Here is a 14,841-nt window from a genome sequence, read left to right as displayed (position 1 = left end):
CGGGAATCAGCCGCTTTCGGCGGCCCCTCGCTTGGCGATCTTGCGTGGCGCGGGCGCCTTGCGGCCGCCCTTGGCACCCCCCTTGCCGCCGCCCCGCGCCGCCTTGGCGGCCAGGACTTCGACGGCCTTCTCGAGCGTCAGGGTATCGGCTTCCACCCCCTTGGGCAGGGTGGCCATCAGGGCGCCGTGCTTGACATATGGCCCGAAGCGGCCGGTGCGGAGCGTGATCGGCTTGCCGTCCTTGGGATGGTTGCCCACCGTCTTGGCCGGCGCCTTGGCCGGCGCGTCGGCGATCAGGGCGACGGCGCGATTGAGCCCGATGGTCAGCACGTCGTCCTCGCCCTTGAGCGAGACATAGCTGCCGGCATGCTGGAGATAGGGTCCGAAGCGGCCGAGACCGGCCATGATCGGCTCGCCGCTTTCCGGGTGGCGGCCGATCTCGCGCGGCAGGTCGAGCAGCGCCAGCGCGCGCGCCAGGTCCATGTCGGCCGGCGCCATGTTGCGGGCCAGCGAGGCGCGCTTGGGCTTGGTCTTGGCTTTGGCCTTGCTCTTGGACTTGGGTTTGTCCTTGTCCTTGACCTCTTCGGTCACGGCCTCGCCGAGCTGGACATAATGCCCGTAGGGCCCCTTGCGCAGCGACACCTCAAGCCCGGTGGCCGGGTCGGTGCCCAGCACGCGCGGGCCGGCGTCGGCGGCCGGCTCGGCCGGGTCGTCGCCGTTGCCGGCGACCACCAGCCTGCGGGTGAACCGGCAGTCCGGATAGTTGGAGCAGCCGATGAAGGCGCCATAGCGCCCCAGCTTGAGATTGAGGCGGCCGTCGGCGCAGCTGGGGCAGGCGCGCGGGTCGGCGCCGGTGGCGTCGGCGCGGAAGAAGTGCGGGCCGAGCAGCTGGTCGAGCGCATTGAGAACCTCCGTCGTGCGCAGGTTCTTGGTGGCGTCGATGGCCGGGCTGAAGGCTTCCCAGAAATCGCGCAGCACGCGTTTCCAGTCGATGCGCCCGCCCGACACCTCGTCGAGGCGGTTTTCCATCTCGGCGGTGAAGTCGTACTCGACGTAGCGCGTGAAGAAGCTGGTCAGGAAGGCGGTGACCAGCCGGCCGCGGTCCTCGGGAATGAAGCGGCGGCTGTCCAGGCGCACGTAGTCGCGGTCCTGCAGGACCGAAAGGATGGTGGCGTAGGTGGAGGGCCGGCCGATGCCCAACTCTTCCAGCCGCTTCACCAGGCTGGCTTCCGAATAGCGCGGCGGCGGCTGGGTGAAATGCTGCTCGGGCGTCACCCGCTCGGTACGCAGGGGCTCACCTTCCCTGACGTCTGGCAGGATGCGTTCGCTGTCGTCTTCGGATGTCTCGGCAGCGCGGTCGGGGTCGTCGCGGCCCTCGCGATAAAGCGTGTAGAAGCCGTCGAAGGCGACCACCGAGCCGGTCGCGCGGAGCACCGCCGAGCGGTCGGCGGCGGCGATGTCGACCGCCACCTGGTCGAGCACCGCGGCTTCCATCTGGCTGGCCAGCGTGCGCTGCCAGACGAGGGTATAGAGCTTGCGCTGCTCGTCGTTGAGATGGCCGGCGACGGACTCGGGGGTGCGGAAGACGTCGGTCGGACGGATCGCCTCGTGCGCTTCCTGGGCGTTCTTGACCTTGGTCTTGTAGATGCGCGGCGTATCCGGCAGGTAACGCGCACCGAAGGTGCCGCCGATCAGCTTGCGACAGGCCTCGATGGCCTCATTGGCCATCTGGACGCCGTCGGTTCGCATGTAGGTGATAAGGCCGACCGTCTCGCCGTTGATCGCGACGCCCTCGTACAGGCGCTGCGCCACCTGCATGGTCCGCTTGGCGCTGAAGTGCAGCTTGCGCGCCGCTTCCTGCTGAAGCGTCGAGGTGGTGAAGGGCGGCGGCGGATTGCGCCGGCTCTTCTTGCGCTCGACCGAGTCGACGGCGAAGGTTGCCGCCTGGATGGTGGCGACGGCGGCTTGCGCTTGGGCTTCCGAACGCAGCGCCATCTTGTCGAGCTTGCGCCCGTCCAGATAGGTCAACTGGGCGGTGAGCCCGGCGCCGCTTTCCTTGCGGAAGTCGGCGCCGACCGACCAGTATTCGGTGGCGGTGAAGCTCTCGATCTCGGTTTCGCGCTCGCAGATCAGGCGCAGCGCCACCGACTGCACGCGCCCCGCCGAGCGGCTGCCCGGCAGCTTGCGCCACAGCACCGGCGACAGCGTGAAGCCGACCAGGTAATCGAGCGCCCGGCGCGCCAGATAGGCCTCGACCAGGCTCTCGTCGAGATCGCGCGGATGCTGGAAGGCGTCGACGATGGCGCCCTGGGTGATCTCGTTGAAGACCACGCGCTTGACGTCGACGCCCTTGAGCGCGCCACGTTCGCCCAGCACCTGCTGCATGTGCCAGGAAATGGCTTCGCCCTCGCGATCGGGGTCGGTTGCCAGAAACAGGTGGGTGGCCTTGCGGCAGGCGGCGGCGATTTCCTTGACGTGCTTCTCGGCCTTGGGGTCGATTTCCCAGGCCATGGCGAAATCCTGCTCGGGCAGCACGGAGCCGTCCTTGGGCGACAGGTCGCGCACGTGTCCAAAACTGGCCAACACCGTGTAGGTGCCGCCCAGATACTTGTTGATGGTCTTGGCTTTGGCGGGCGATTCGACGACGACGACGTTTTCGGGCATGAATGGTTTCCGGTCGACCCTTAATTCTCAGGGATCAGTGATACTTGGTTTCCGGGATGGCGCTCCAGGCGCCCCGCCAATTCCAGTTCTAGGAGCACGGCCGAGGCGACGGCAGGGGAGAATTGGCCATTTCTGAGGAGTTCGTCAACCGTCACCGGCACCGGACCCAAACTTTCGATGATGGCGGCCCGCGCCTTTTCGAGGTCAGAATCCGCGGGTTTCGCCGCTGAAACGGCGGAAAGCCGCGCCGTTCCGTCGTCGGCGCGGGGCGGCATCCGGCGCTCGCCGAAAACCCTGAGCACGTCGTCGGCCGACTCGGTGAGCGTGGCGCCCTGGCGGATCAGGCCGTTGGTGCCGCGCGCCCGGGGGTCGAGCGGCGAGCCGGGAACGGCGAACACCTCGCGACCTTGTTCGAGGGCCATGCGCGCGGTGATCAACGAGCCGGAACGCAGGTTGGCCTCGACCACCACGACGCCGCGCGCGATGCCCGAGATGATGCGGTTGCGGCGCGGGAAGTGGCGGGCCAGGGGCGCCGTGCCCGGCTCGACCTCCGACACCAGCACGCCCTCGGCGCGGATCTGTTCGTAAATGGCGGCGTTCTCCGGCGGGTAGGGGACGTCGATGCCGCCGCCCAGTACGGCCGCCGTGCCGGTGGCAAGCGCCCCCTCATGGGCCGCGGCGTCGATGCCGCGGGCCAGGCCCGAGACCACCAGCAGGCCGCCGCGGCCAAGCTCGGCCGCGAGCTCGCGGGCCAGGCGCTTGCCGGCCGCCGAGGCGTTGCGGGCGCCGACCACGGCGATGGCCGCCTTGGTCAGCAGCGACGGATGGCCGAGCGCGCCGATCAGCGGCGGCGCGTCCTCGACGTGGGCCAGCAGCGGCGGATAGCCGGGCTCGCCCCGGGCCAGCAACTGGGCGCCCAGGGCGGCCAGCCGCTCCATCTCGCGCTCGGCCGCCTCGACGGGGGCGACGCGCACCGTGCCGGCCCGCCCGCCGCGCCTCGCCATGCGCGGCAGGGCGTCCAGCGCCGCGGCCGCCGAGCCGAAATGGTCGAGCAGGCGAAAGAAGGTCACAGGCCCGACGTTCTCGCTGCGGATGAGGCGCAGCCAGTCGAGTTTTTCGGCGGGCGACAGCGAACGGGCGGGTTTCTCGCGCATTGCGCGCAAGCTTGCGGGCTTATCGCGGTTCGGTCAAGCGGGGCCGTCACGGCGGGAGACGCGGGCGCGTTGACAGGGGAGGGCGCGGCCGTCACCATCGGCGCCCCAATCCCCGATGGTCGACGGAGACGACATGAAAGCGGCATTCATCGAAGCGCAGGGCGGACCCGAGCAGCTGTTCTACGGCCTGATGCCGGACCCGGTGGCGGGGCCGGGCCAGGTTATCGTCGACATCCAGGCGGCCAGCGTGAATGGCGCCGACTGGAAGGTGCGCAACGGCAGTTATTCGAAGATCACCCGGTTCCCCTACATCCTCGGCCGCGACTTTTCCGGCGTCGTCGCCGAGGTCGCCCCCGGGGTTGCCGACTTCAAGGTCGGCGACGAGGTTTTCGGGGTGTGCGCCGCCGGCCAGGAAGGGGCCTACGCCGAGAAGATCGCCATCGACGCCGCCATCCTGGCGCCGAAGCCCTCCCGCTTCTCGCACATGGAGATGGCGGCGGTGGCCCTGATCGGGCTGACCGCGCTGGTCAGCGTCGAGGACACGCTGAAGCTCAAGAGGGGCGAGACCATCCTGATCCAGGGCGGGGCCGGCGGCGTCGGCGGCTTCGCCGTGCAGGTGGCCAAGCACCTGGGCGCGCGGGTCATCGCCACGGCCAGCGCCGCCAATGTGGACTACGTGCGGGGGCTGGGGGCGGATCAGGTCATCGACTACGCGAAGGTCGATTTCACCCAGGCGGTGTCGGGATGCGACGCCGTGTTCGACACCGTCGGCGGCGACGTGGCGACGCGCTCGTTCGCCGTGCTCAGGCCGGGCGGGCGGGCCGCCTTCATTGCCTCGGGCGGCAGCGCCCCCGCTTCACCGCGCCCCGACGTCCAGTCGCTCAGGCCCAGCGTCGGGCGCGACCGCAAGCACCTCACGCGCATCGTCGAGCTGCTGGAGGCGGGCGCCGTCACGGTGCCGGAAATCACGCCCTTCCACTTGACCGAGGCCGGCATGGCGCATCGGGTCAGCGAAGCCCGCCACTTCCGCGGCAAGCTGGTCTTCCACACCTGAGCCGGGTGGGCGGCGCCCCTACGCGTTGCCGAACACCCGCTTGAAGATCATGTCGATGTGCTTGGTGTGGTAGGCCATCGGGTCGACCTCGAAGAGGGCGGCCAGGTCGTCCTTGCCGAGGATGCCGGTGAACGCCTCGTCCTGGGAGAGGAAGTACATCAGCCGGTTGGGGTGCCGGGCGGCCTCGCGGTCCTCGGGACTGAGGGCCGGCGGATTGTCGGGGTTGTCGGGATCGATGCCGAAGCTCCGCCACACCTTCATGGCGCTGCGCTGGACGATGCGATAGCCGTCCTCGCGGCTGACCCCCTTCTGGGTCAGGAACAGCAGCACCCGCTGCGAATCGTGGATGCCGCCGAAGCGATTCAGGTGCTCGGCCATGGCGTTGGGATAGACCACCAGCCTGTCGATGACGTTGGCCAGGCGGGCCAGGGCGAAATCCAGCGTGACGGTGGCGTCGGGGCCGATCATGCGTTCGACCGAGGAGTGCGAGATGTCGCGCTCGTGCCACAGGGCCACGTTCTCCAGCGCCGGCACCACCGCCGAGCGGACCACGCGGGCCAGCCCGACCAGGTTCTCCGAAAGAATCGGGTTGCGCTTGTGCGGCATCGCGGACGACCCCTTCTGGCCGGGGGCGAAGTATTCCTGGGCCTCGCGCATCTCGGTGCGCTGCAGATGCCGGATCTCGATGGCGATGCGCTCGACCGAACTGGCGATGACGCCCAAGGTCGCGAAGAAGGCGGCATGCCTGTCGCGCGGGATGACCTGGGTGGCGTGGGTCTCGGGCACCAGGCCCAGCTTGCCGGCGACGTGGGCCTCGACCGAGGGGTCGACGTGGGCATAGGTGCCGACGACGCCGGAGATGGCGCAGGTGGCGATTTCCTTGCGCGCCGTCACCAGCCGTTCGCGGTTGCGCGCGAACTCGGCGTAGAAGCCGGCCAGCTTGAAGCCGAAGGTGACGGGCTCGGCGTGGATGCCGTGGCTGCGGCCCATGCACGGGGTGAGCTTGTATTCGAACGCCCGCTTCTTCAACGCCGCCAGCAGCTTGTCGAGGTCGGCCAGCAGGATGTCGGCGGCCTGGGCCAGCTGCACGGCGAAGCAGGTGTCGAGGACGTCGGACGACGTCATGCCCTGGTGCACGAAACGGGCCTCCTCGCCCACATGCTCGGCCAATTCGGTCAGGAACGCGATGACGTCGTGGCGGGTTTCCGCCTCGATGGCGTCGATGCGCTCGATGCGCTCGGGCGTATAGGGCTTGTCGCCGCGGGCCCACACGGCGGCGGCCGCCGCCTTGGGGATGACGCCCAGCTCGGCCTGCCGGTCGCAGGCGTGGGCCTCGATCAAATACCAGATGCGGAAACGGTTGGCGGCTTCCCAGATGGCAACCATATCGGGACGGGAATAGCGGGGGATCATCGGACGTCTCCGCGGTGTTGTTGGCGATTTGGCGAGGCGCGATTGTACTCAACGGCGGGCGTTTGCCTAGACGTGTTATGATGGGAACGATGGACACGCGATCCCCCGAGAACCCGGCACGGACGCGCGCCATCCCGCTGATCGAGGCGGGCGGGCTGGGCGCGCTGGCCGCCCTCGACGCGGCGCCCGAGCGGCTGGCCGAGCTGGTGGATTCGGCCCGCCGGCATTACGGCCCCATAGCGCTGCGCGCCGCCGACCTGGCCTCGCGCCGCTGGCTGGAGAAGACGGCCAATCCCTATCTCGGCGAGATCGCCGGCATGGCGAGCCGCATCGGCGCGCCCGGCGTCTATATGCTCAACCTCTCCTACGAGTGGTCGTGCACGGCCGGCGTCGGCCCCGATCCCGACCCGGCGGCCGGCGGCAACCGCCTGCTGCGCACGCTCGACTGGCCGCTGGACGGCCTGGGCCGCACGGTGGTGGTCAGCCGCCACGAAACCGCCGCCGGGGGCTACCTCAACGTCACCTGGCCGGGCTTCGCCGGCGTCACCACCGCCATGGCGCCGGGGCGATTCGCCGCCGCCATCAACCAGCCGCCGATGCGCTGGACCTCGCCGCTGATGGCGCTCGACTGGCTGGCCAACCGCCTGGGCATCTGGCGCCAGGGCGGGCTGCCGCCGGTCCACCTGCTGCGCAAGGCGTTCGACGAGTGCCGCACCTATGCCGAGGCCAAGGCGATGCTGGCCGAGACGCCGGTCTGCCTGCCCGCCTTCTTTTCCCTGAGCGGGTTGGCGCCCGGGGAGTGCTGCGCCATCGAGCGGCTGGAGACGCGGGCCGCCGTGCGCGACGGACCGGCCAGCACCGCCAACCACTGGATCTGTTTCCAGGTGCCGGGCCGGGCGCGCGGCAGCGACAGCGTCGGGCGCTACCATCGGATGGAAGGCATTCGGTCGCACGTCTCCTCCGATTTCTCGTGGGTGGCGCCGCCCATCCTCAATGCCGCGACGCGGGTCGCCGTCATCGCCAACGCCGGGGCCGGGCGCCTGGCCGTGCAGGGCTTCGAGGGCGAAAGCCCGGCGACGGCAGTGTTCAGGCTTTAGGCGGCCTCCCCACCTCACCCTGTCCCTCTCCCCCCCGGTGGGGCGGAGAGGGAACGCGCGGCGCCTTCGGACCCTCGCCGCCAGCGGGGCGGAGAGGGTGGCGCGTTAGCGCCGGGTGAGGTGGGGAGGCCGCGGCCGGGCCGCGAGCCGCCGTTCACCCCTTGAGCGGCAGCGGCGCCTTGCGGAAGAGGACCAGCCACAGCATGGCCGCGACCTGCACCGCCAGCACGGCGCCGAAGCCGGCCCGATAGGCCGCCGGGTCGTAGCCGCCGCCGGCCGTCGCCGGCCACAGGCCGATGACGACGCCGACCCCCCACTGGAACAGGAAGCTGGCGACGAAGACCAGCAGGTTGATGCTGGTGTTGACGCGCCCGGCCAGGTGCTTGGGGAAGGTCTGCGACAGCCCGGCATAGACCAGGATGCCGCTGGTGCCGAACAGCGCGAAGGCCGACCAGATGAGCAGCGGCGGCACCGGCAGCCCGAAGACGAGGCCGGCCTGGAGCGCGATCGAGGTGTTCATGGCCACCATGGCGACGGCCACCGGCTTGATGCCCAGCCGCCCCAGGCGCTCGGCGATGCCGCCGGCGAAGATGAAGCCGGCCATCATGGCCAGGGCGATGACCAGCAGGCCGTTGGCCACGCCGGCGCGGTCGTACCCGGCGACGTCGCGCAGCCACGGGCCGGCCCACAGGCTTTGCACGGCCAGGAACGAGGCCTGGGTGGTGAAGGTGGCCGGGGCCACGCGCCAGAAGACCGGGCTGGTCATGACCTGAACGACGCCGCCCACCAGCTGGCGGAACGTGCCGTGCGGGGCGGGGCCGTCGTCCTTCTCGGGGACCATCAGGTAGACCAGGACGGCGGCGGCGACGGTGAGCGCGCCCAGCCCCCAGAAGACACCGCGCCAGTCGGTGACGGTGAGCGCCGCCTCGACCGGCACGGTGGCGGCCAGGGCGCCGATGCCGCCGACCGCCATCTCGAGGCCGTTGATGAGGGGCAGGCGGCCGGCCGGGAACCACTGCACGAAGGCCTTGAAGGCGGCCATCAGGCAGGCCGAGACGCCGACGCCGATGAGGCCGCGCCCGACGACCAGGGTGCCGGCGTTGGGGGCCGCGGCGAACACGAAGGCGCCGGCGGCGGCCACCAGCAGCAGCGCCGCTTCCGTGCGCCGGGGCCCGAAGCGGTCCAAGAGAATGCCGAGCGGCAGCTGGAACGCCGCGAAGGTGAGGAAGTAGGTGCTGGTCAAAAGCCCGAGCGCGCCGGCATCGAGCGCCAGGTCCGCCACCAGGTCGGGGGCGATGACGGCGTTCACCACGCGGAACACGTAGGACAGGAAATAGCCCAGCGCGAAGGGAACGAAGACGCGAAGCGCGACGATCAAGGCGGAAACTCCGGGGCCGGGTGCCATCGGCGGGACGGGGATCATAGCGGGTTTTCGCCGGCGCGGAAGCCGCCAAGAGGGGGGTGGCGGGGCCGGAAATGACGATTATGCGGTTTTGCTAATGTCGGTTAATGAATTGAAAATAAAAAGGAAAGTGCAGAATCACAAAAAATTTTATCGTCATTTATCGTCATTTATCGTCATTTCGGAGTTTTTTTGGTTTGTTTTCAAAGGGTTGGGTGGAGTCGCCAGGAGCCCCCTTGTCGTCATGCTGGCCGCGGCCCGGCGGAGAGCCGGAATCTGGAACCGGCGGTTTTCCGGGTGTCCGGCGTCGCGAAGGTGGCCGCCCTTTTCCAGCGACGGCACATATGCCTATTTACCTTTAAGAGATCTAAAAAAGGAATAATAGCACATTATAGATGGAATGTCAATTCGGTTGGGCGAATACGAGCCCAAGGCGGTGGGCGGCATCTGGGACCGGCAAACCCTGCACGACAGAGGCACAAAGGGAAAGGGGCCGGCCCGCCCACTCTCCCCCGTCATTCCGGGGCGTCCGCAGGACGAACCCGGAATCCAGTCGTTCAGGCGGCACCATCCCGGAACGACGGCAAAGAACTTCCCTCTCCGCCCCAACGGGGCGGAGAGGGAAGGGGAGAGGTGGGGGACATGCCGGTGTCGCCCACCTCACCTCACTTCGATCCGGCTCTGCTGGATGGCCCGGCTTCGCCGCGCCAGCGACAATTCAAACCCAAGGCGCAATGGTCACACTTGGCCACTTTCTGTTTTGCACTTCGCGGATTCGGTTCACGAACGCTTTCAAGGCCCCATTTGGGTCACTCATGGCATTGAGCAGATTGTCTGGGAGTGTGTGAAACGAGGCCAAGAAGAGAAAGCCTTCTGCGTCGTCCTCGGAGAGTTTGACGACTTTGACAAGGTGCTTGATGCATTCAAGCCCGCCAAGGGCAGTGCTAGCGCATATGCCAGCAAACGGAATGTCGGGCTTAGACAGCTTGTCTTGCCCAAAAGCGAGCCTCTCTGCTTCGCAATTCTCAAAGTAGCTAAAGAAGGCAACGAGATTCGTTACGAGTTCGGGCTTCAACAATCCGAGCCGCGAACTGTACTCCGGCAAGAGCAGCGGCTTGATCGCTGGATACTGCCCGAACGGCTTGTGCTTGGCGGGTGCAGCCGCAGCCTTGGCAAGCGAAGTCAGGCGTTGATTCAACCGAATGATTTCAGCCAGTAAGGCGCCACCGAGAGCGCGGCGATCAGCCTCCCAGCGTGCCTCTTCATGCTCAAACTTCAAGCGCTGTTGCTGGGTGCTGTGTTCGAGGGTCTCCCGGTGCCGTTCTGCCTCGCGAGCCCTGGTTTCACTCGCCTGCACTGCGCCGGCGATCAAGCCGGCGAAGCCGAAGATGCCAGCCAGGAAGGTCTGCCAGTCGCGCAGGGCAGCGGCCGGGCCATAGACGCTCGGAGCGAAGAGAACGATGAGCACGGCGGCAACAATAAAGGCGCCAACAGCCACGCCCGCTGCCTTGAACAGCACCCCCCACGGCAGCGTGGCTTGTTCGACTGTCTTCCCGCTCTCTTCCGCCATTCCCATCCTCCCCATGCGCCAAGTCTCCTCCATTCAACCCCCACGGGCAAGAGGTGACCACCATGCCCAAACTGTGGACCCTGGTGTTCTGCGATCCCGAGCCGCTCGCCCCCGGCGCCGCGCGGCGCGACCGGTCGATGGGACGAAGCGGATACGCTGGCTTTATGGGGGGAGGGGGGGGATGGTCTGCTCCGGGATACGCGCGTATGCTGCCAGTCACCTACATCGCCTCAAGAACCGGGAAGAGCACAAATGAGACAGGTGTTAGGGGTATTAGCCGTGGCCCTCGGTCTGGCGGCATGCAGCGTCACGGAGCCGGTGATCGGCCTCGTCGGGAACGCGGGTGAGCGTTACGACGGGACTGCGACCGGGTACATGGATCGCACCGGGACGATCACCATGGCAAACACGACCGGCGGCTTGTGCACCGGCGGATTCCACTACACCGGAGCGAAGATCGGGGTTGGCACCCTTACCTGCAACGACGGGCGGCGCGCCACGATCCAGTTCCAGGCCATCACGAGCTTGTCAGGTTTCGGCTATGGCGTTACCGATGATGGCGAGCCCATTCGCTTCACCTATGGTCTTTCGGAAGAACAAAGCCGGCCGCATCTTGTCGCTCCCGCGAGTGGGCCGCGCGCGCCCGTTGCGGTTTCGCAGGAAGGCGATAGGCCAAGGGCCAGCAGTGGGACCGGCTTCGTGGTTTCCGAAGACGGCAAGGTTTTGACCAATCACCATGTTGCAGGAAACTGCAAACGGGTCACTGTGCGCAGGGTCGGCAGCGAGGAATTTCCGGGTACCGTTGTGGCCTCGGACGCGGCCAACGATCTCGCGCTGTTGATGGTTCGTGGCTTGCCGGGCCCGGCCGCGAAATTCCGCTCGGGCCGGGCGGTGAGAGCGGGAGAGGAGATCGTCGTTTTTGGGTTCCCCTACAGCGGCGCGCTTTCGTCCGGGGGCAGTCTGACCAACGGCAGTATCAGCGCATTGACGGGTCTGCGAGATGACAGCCGCATGTTCCAGATTTCAGCGCCGGTGCAAGCCGGTAATAGCGGGGGGCCCTTGCTCGACAACACCGGCCTGGTTGTGGGTATTATCCGCTCCAAGCTGGACGCCCTGCATGTCGCCGGCATCACCGGCGACATACCGCAGAACGTCAACTTCGCCATCAAGACCTCCACCGTTCAATCGTTCCTTGACGCTAACGGGATCGTCTATGGATTGGCTGCCCCCGGCAAAGCGATGTCGGTCGCCGATGTGGGCGACCAGGCCCGACAGTTCACCGTCTTCATTCGATGCGTTGAATAGGCATCGGCCCCGCGCCTGAGACGGGATTACAGTGACAGCAATCGAAGTCGTGCACTGTTACTGCAATCGATTGACAAGATGCATTGATCGCTTGGAATAACCTCATCCACGCCCGCTGCGAGAAAGGACTTTCCGCAGGACCGGCAAATCGCACAGTCAAGCAAATTTTTTTCGACGTTCTCGTTTCAGTCTTATTGTAGACGACGGTGTCGGGTGAAACACTACATATGCGAACGGCGACTGCCGGGCTTCCAAAACCCTCAATACAGCCGCCGTCCGTTGATCCAACAGAGCCCCCGGAGTCCATATCCGGGGGCTCATCATTTAAGCGCGAACCGGACAGATCTGTCGAGAGCGATCTACATCATTTTACGCTTCAGCTTTCAATATATCCGGTTCCCTCTTGGCACTTAGTGAGGACAATATTCGCAGTGGACCCGACCGCCTTCGCGGTTGAACGGGGTATCGACCGGCAGAGCCACGCGCCCATTGCCCATCACCGTAATTCCCGCCGCCGCCATGCCGCAAGGGCGGTTGCTGTAAGGGTGAGCGGGCGTCGCTCGCGGTGGGGGGCCAGGGCAAGCGACGGAGCGGTGGTCCTGGACTCCCGCTTTCGCGGGAGTGACAAAGAAATCAAGGCGTCATCCCCACGCATATTTCCCCCCCCTGTGACGGCCGTCGCAGCCAGCCTTCCCGAACCGGCCTACAATCCCCCCGTCAACCCAAGGGGGCGATCATGGCGGACACTCGCGAAACCATCGTTCCGCTGTTCGAATCCGGGCGCCGCCGGCGGCGGCCGGGGTGCAGGCGGCCGCGGGGTTGGGAGTGGGGGGGCCTTCTGTTCGTCGGTCTGCTGGCGGGGCTTGCCGTCGTCGGGCTGCGCGACGTCGAGCCGGCCTTCCCCCTGCTGGGCGGCCACGCCTGGACCGTGGCGCGGCCCGAAAGCCTGGCCATCGTCACGCGCTTCGACGGGCCGCCGGCCCAGGTGACCGGCGGCGACACGCTGAAGGTGGAGGGCGAGCGCATCCGCCTGTTCGGCGTCGACGCGCCCGAGAGCGGGCAGGCCTGCACGCGGGCCGATGGCCGAAGCTGGCCCTGCGGGGCGGAGGCCAGCGCGGCCCTCAAGCGCCTGGTGGCCGAGGCCGGCGGCCAGGTCTCCTGCATCATCGAGGTCCGCGATGCCGGCGGCTGGGCGGTCAGCACGTGCGAGGCCGGCGGGCTCGATCTGGGCGCGGCGATGGTGCGCTCCGGCCTGGCGCTCGCCGGCCGGCAGTATTCCGCCCGCTACGCCGCCCTGGAGGCCGAGGCGAAGCACCGCGGCGCCGGCCTGTGGGCCGGCTCCTTCGAGGCGCCGTGGGACTGGCGGCGGGCCAATCCGGAGTAGGGGGGCAAAAGGCTCCGCGCGGCCGTCACCCCCGCACTCTCATTCCCGTCACCCCCGCGCAGGCGGGGGTCCAGGGCCCAGCGCCGCAGCGCGCGGAGAGGCCGGCCTGGATTGACGCTGCGCGTCACCTTCGGACACCCGCCTTCGCGGGAATGACGAGGGGAGAAGGCGCCACTCGGCCGCCTCCCGCCTTGACATCCGCCCGCCCGCGATCACCTCAAGGGGTTTCCCCTGGGCTTCACCGGCGAAAGGAGATGTCATGGCCAAGAACACCGTTTGCCTGTGGTACGACAGGGAGGCCGAGGCGGCCGCCCGCTTCTACGCCTCGGTCTTTCCCAACAGCGCGGTGGGCGCCGTGCACAAGGCGCCCGGCGACTATCCGTCGGGCCATGAAGGCGACGTGCTGATGGTCGAATTCACGGTGGCCGGCATCCCCTGCCTCGGCCTCAATGGCGGCACCGCGTTCACCCAGACCGAGGCGTTCTCGTTTCAGATCTCGACCGAGGACCAGGCCGAGACCGACCGCTACTGGAACGCCATCGTCGGCAACGGCGGGGCGGAAAGCGCCTGCGGCTGGTGCAAGGACAGGTGGGGCGTTTCCTGGCAGATCACGCCGCGCGTCCTGATGGAGGCGATGGCGGCCGGCGGGGCGGAAGCCAAGCGGGCCTTCGCGGCGATGCTGGAGATGAAAAAGATCGACGTCGCCGCCATCGAGAGGGCGCGGCGCGGGTAGGGGGGGCGGGGGTGACGTTTTTTCCTTCGTCATTCCCGCGGAAGCGGGTGTCCGAAGGTGACGCGCAGCGTCAATCCAGGGCCGCCGCTCCCGTCGCTTGCCCTGGACCCCCGCCTGCGCGGGGGTGACGGGAAGGGGAGCAGGCAGGGCCGCGCATCGCAGAGGAGGGGGCTTCCCCCCTCGCTCCCCCGTTTCGCTTGCCCGCGGCCGTCAGCGGGCCGGGGCCCGCTCCGGCGCCATGACCGGGCAGAACGAGATGGAGTAGCCGCCGACGGTCAGCCCGTCGTCGACGTGGCACAACCCACGCATGGTCGGCAAAAGGGCCTGCAGCCCGTCGTCGCCGCAGTAAAGAACGGAGCGCGAGAGGCCGAAGGCGGCCAATCCCTCGTCTTGCCCCGATGCTTCGCGCATGGCGTCGCCGGCGCCGCCGGTGGCCCGCCAGGCGGCCATCAGGCCCGCCTCGTGACGGCTTGTGCTTTCCATGGCCCCTCCCTTTCCTGGTTGTTCGAACCCATCCCCTCCGACGTCGCGGGTCATTTTACGCCGGTTTCCGGCCCGCCCCCGTGACGGCCGTCACAGGGGGCGGCCCGCCTTGCCGCCGTCGCCGGCGGGCTGGAGGCTTCCGCGCGACCGGGGTAATCCGTTCGGGGGCCGGGCGGCGGTCCTTCTGCGCCGCCGTGGCGTCAGCTTGGTCACACGCCGGGCGAGGGCGAGGTCGGTTAGTCTCGCCTTGCTCTTGGCGAGCCGGCGACGTTCCGCGCCTTCGCAGGAGATGCCTTTCGACCGGGGAGACTTCGCGTGACCGACCTCAACCGTCCCCGCCCCGATGTCCGGCCGCTCTCCTCGCGGCCCGCCGCCGTCGCCTCGCCGAAGTTCGACGAACTCTCCCTCGACGACATGTTCGCCGATCCGATCTTCCACCTGCTGCTGCGGCGCGACCGCCTGACCCCGCTCGACGTCCTGGGTGTCATCGCCGATGCCCGCCAACGCCTGCGCTTGGGCTAGGCCGGCCGCTCCGCCTCGTCAACGCCGCTTTGGGTGCGGGCCACAAGGCCCGCTGCGGAG

General features: G+C 68.1%; 12 protein-coding genes. 6 read left to right on the top strand and 6 right to left on the bottom strand.

The genetic code is table 11. The features are described from left to right. Positions 1–6 precede the first annotated feature (6 nt). Both topA and dprA read right to left on the bottom strand, forming a co-directional pair. Complete coding sequence (gene topA / locus ODR01_RS21610; protein WP_316979786.1) at positions 7–2,664, bottom strand: type I DNA topoisomerase; 2,658 nt, start codon at positions 2,662–2,664, stop codon at positions 7–9. A 20-nt stretch (positions 2,665–2,684) separates the two neighbouring features. Then, a complete protein-coding gene (dprA, locus tag ODR01_RS21605) occupies positions 2,685–3,818 on the bottom strand; it encodes a DNA-processing protein DprA (RefSeq protein WP_316979785.1) in 1,134 nt (377 codons plus the stop codon). A gap of 133 nt (positions 3,819–3,951) precedes the next feature. On the opposite strand from dprA, the gene ODR01_RS21600 reads away from it, so the two are divergent. Continuing rightward, the gene (locus ODR01_RS21600) at positions 3,952–4,872 is read left to right on the top strand and encodes an NADP-dependent oxidoreductase (protein ID WP_316979784.1); all 921 of its coding nucleotides are present in this window, start codon (positions 3,952–3,954) and stop codon (positions 4,870–4,872) included. An 18-nt stretch (positions 4,873–4,890) separates the two neighbouring features. On the opposite strand, the gene purB is transcribed toward ODR01_RS21600, so the two are convergent. Further along, on the bottom strand, positions 4,891–6,285 hold the full coding sequence (gene purB, locus ODR01_RS21595) for an adenylosuccinate lyase (protein WP_316979783.1): 1,395 nt from the start codon (positions 6,283–6,285) through the stop codon (positions 4,891–4,893). A gap of 89 nt (positions 6,286–6,374) precedes the next feature. Here purB and ODR01_RS21590 point away from each other — a divergent pair, with 89 nt between their 5' ends. Then, entirely contained in the window at positions 6,375–7,382 is a 1,008-nt protein-coding gene (locus ODR01_RS21590; RefSeq protein WP_316979782.1) for a C45 family autoproteolytic acyltransferase/hydolase, read from the top strand. Positions 7,383–7,536: 154 nt separating this feature from the next. Here the strand turns inward: ODR01_RS21590 and ODR01_RS21585 are convergent, their stop codons facing one another. Both ODR01_RS21585 and ODR01_RS21580 read right to left on the bottom strand, forming a co-directional pair. Next, positions 7,537–8,760, bottom strand: coding sequence for an MFS transporter (locus ODR01_RS21585; protein WP_316979781.1), 1,224 nt, complete (start codon positions 8,758–8,760; stop codon positions 7,537–7,539). A 742-nt stretch (positions 8,761–9,502) separates the two neighbouring features. Next, positions 9,503–10,354, bottom strand: coding sequence for a hypothetical protein (locus ODR01_RS21580; protein WP_316979780.1), 852 nt, complete (start codon positions 10,352–10,354; stop codon positions 9,503–9,505). 252 nt (positions 10,355–10,606) lie between these two features. Here ODR01_RS21580 and ODR01_RS21575 point away from each other — a divergent pair, with 252 nt between their 5' ends. The 3 genes from ODR01_RS21575 (at position 10,607) to ODR01_RS21565 (ending at position 13,776) form a co-directional block, all read left to right on the top strand. Beyond that, complete coding sequence (locus ODR01_RS21575; protein WP_316979779.1) at positions 10,607–11,659, top strand: S1C family serine protease; 1,053 nt, start codon at positions 10,607–10,609, stop codon at positions 11,657–11,659. Between the two features lie 736 nt (positions 11,660–12,395). Continuing rightward, positions 12,396–13,043: a thermonuclease family protein gene (locus tag ODR01_RS21570; RefSeq protein WP_316979778.1), complete on the top strand. Its 648-nt coding sequence runs from the start codon at positions 12,396–12,398 to the stop codon at positions 13,041–13,043. Between the two features lie 259 nt (positions 13,044–13,302). Beyond that, positions 13,303–13,776 carry a VOC family protein gene (locus ODR01_RS21565; protein WP_316979777.1) on the top strand — a complete coding sequence of 158 codons (474 nt, stop codon included), beginning with the start codon at positions 13,303–13,305 and terminating at the stop codon, positions 13,774–13,776. A gap of 210 nt (positions 13,777–13,986) precedes the next feature. Here the strand turns inward: ODR01_RS21565 and ODR01_RS21560 are convergent, their stop codons facing one another. Further along, complete coding sequence (locus ODR01_RS21560; RefSeq protein WP_316979776.1) at positions 13,987–14,259, bottom strand: hypothetical protein; 273 nt, start codon at positions 14,257–14,259, stop codon at positions 13,987–13,989. A gap of 315 nt (positions 14,260–14,574) precedes the next feature. Between ODR01_RS21560 and ODR01_RS21555 the strand changes: the two genes are divergently transcribed. Then, positions 14,575–14,781, top strand: coding sequence for a hypothetical protein (locus ODR01_RS21555; RefSeq protein WP_316979775.1), 207 nt, complete (start codon positions 14,575–14,577; stop codon positions 14,779–14,781). Positions 14,782–14,841 lie beyond the last annotated feature (60 nt).

Source organism: Shumkonia mesophila (assembly GCF_026163695.1).
GTDB classification, from domain to species: Bacteria; Pseudomonadota; Alphaproteobacteria; order Rhodospirillales; family Shumkoniaceae; genus Shumkonia; species Shumkonia mesophila.
Note: the sequence above shows the minus strand (reverse complement) of the source record. Positions and strands in the feature narration are given on the sequence as shown.